Source organism: Halalkalibacter lacteus, from assembly GCF_036663595.1.
Classification (GTDB): Bacteria; Bacillota; Bacilli; order Bacillales; family Bacillaceae_D; genus Halalkalibacter; species Halalkalibacter lacteus.
In genome coordinates this window covers 1-252 of record NZ_JAWRVL010000336.1, presented here as the reverse complement: position 1 = coordinate 252, position 252 = coordinate 1, and the positions used below count along the sequence as shown (strand labels likewise).

The 252-nt window shown below is 62.7% G+C and carries 1 pseudogene; it reads right to left on the bottom strand.

Going from position 1 to position 252, the window contains the following annotated elements:
* Nucleotides 1–252 (bottom strand): annotated as a pseudogene (locus SAZ04_RS22560) (GNAT family N-acetyltransferase); the annotation flags it as partial.

The window sequence follows — 252 nt, the reverse complement described above, 5'->3', positions numbered from 1 at the left end:
ACGCCGCCGGGCTCGCATAGCTCGGAATACTGTTTATACAGCGGCGGTATGCCGCAGCCCAGATTGCCGAGCAGGGATTTCAGCTTCGTCAGATCGTCCACGTAATCCACGCCGCTAAACTGTGCCAGCACGTCCGGTAAGGATGCCGGATACGGCTGACGTGACGCGGCTAGCGGATGCGTCGCGGGGAACCACAGGCGGTAAAAGGCGACCAGCAGATCCCGTGCCGCAGGCGGTAAGCCGCCGGAGATG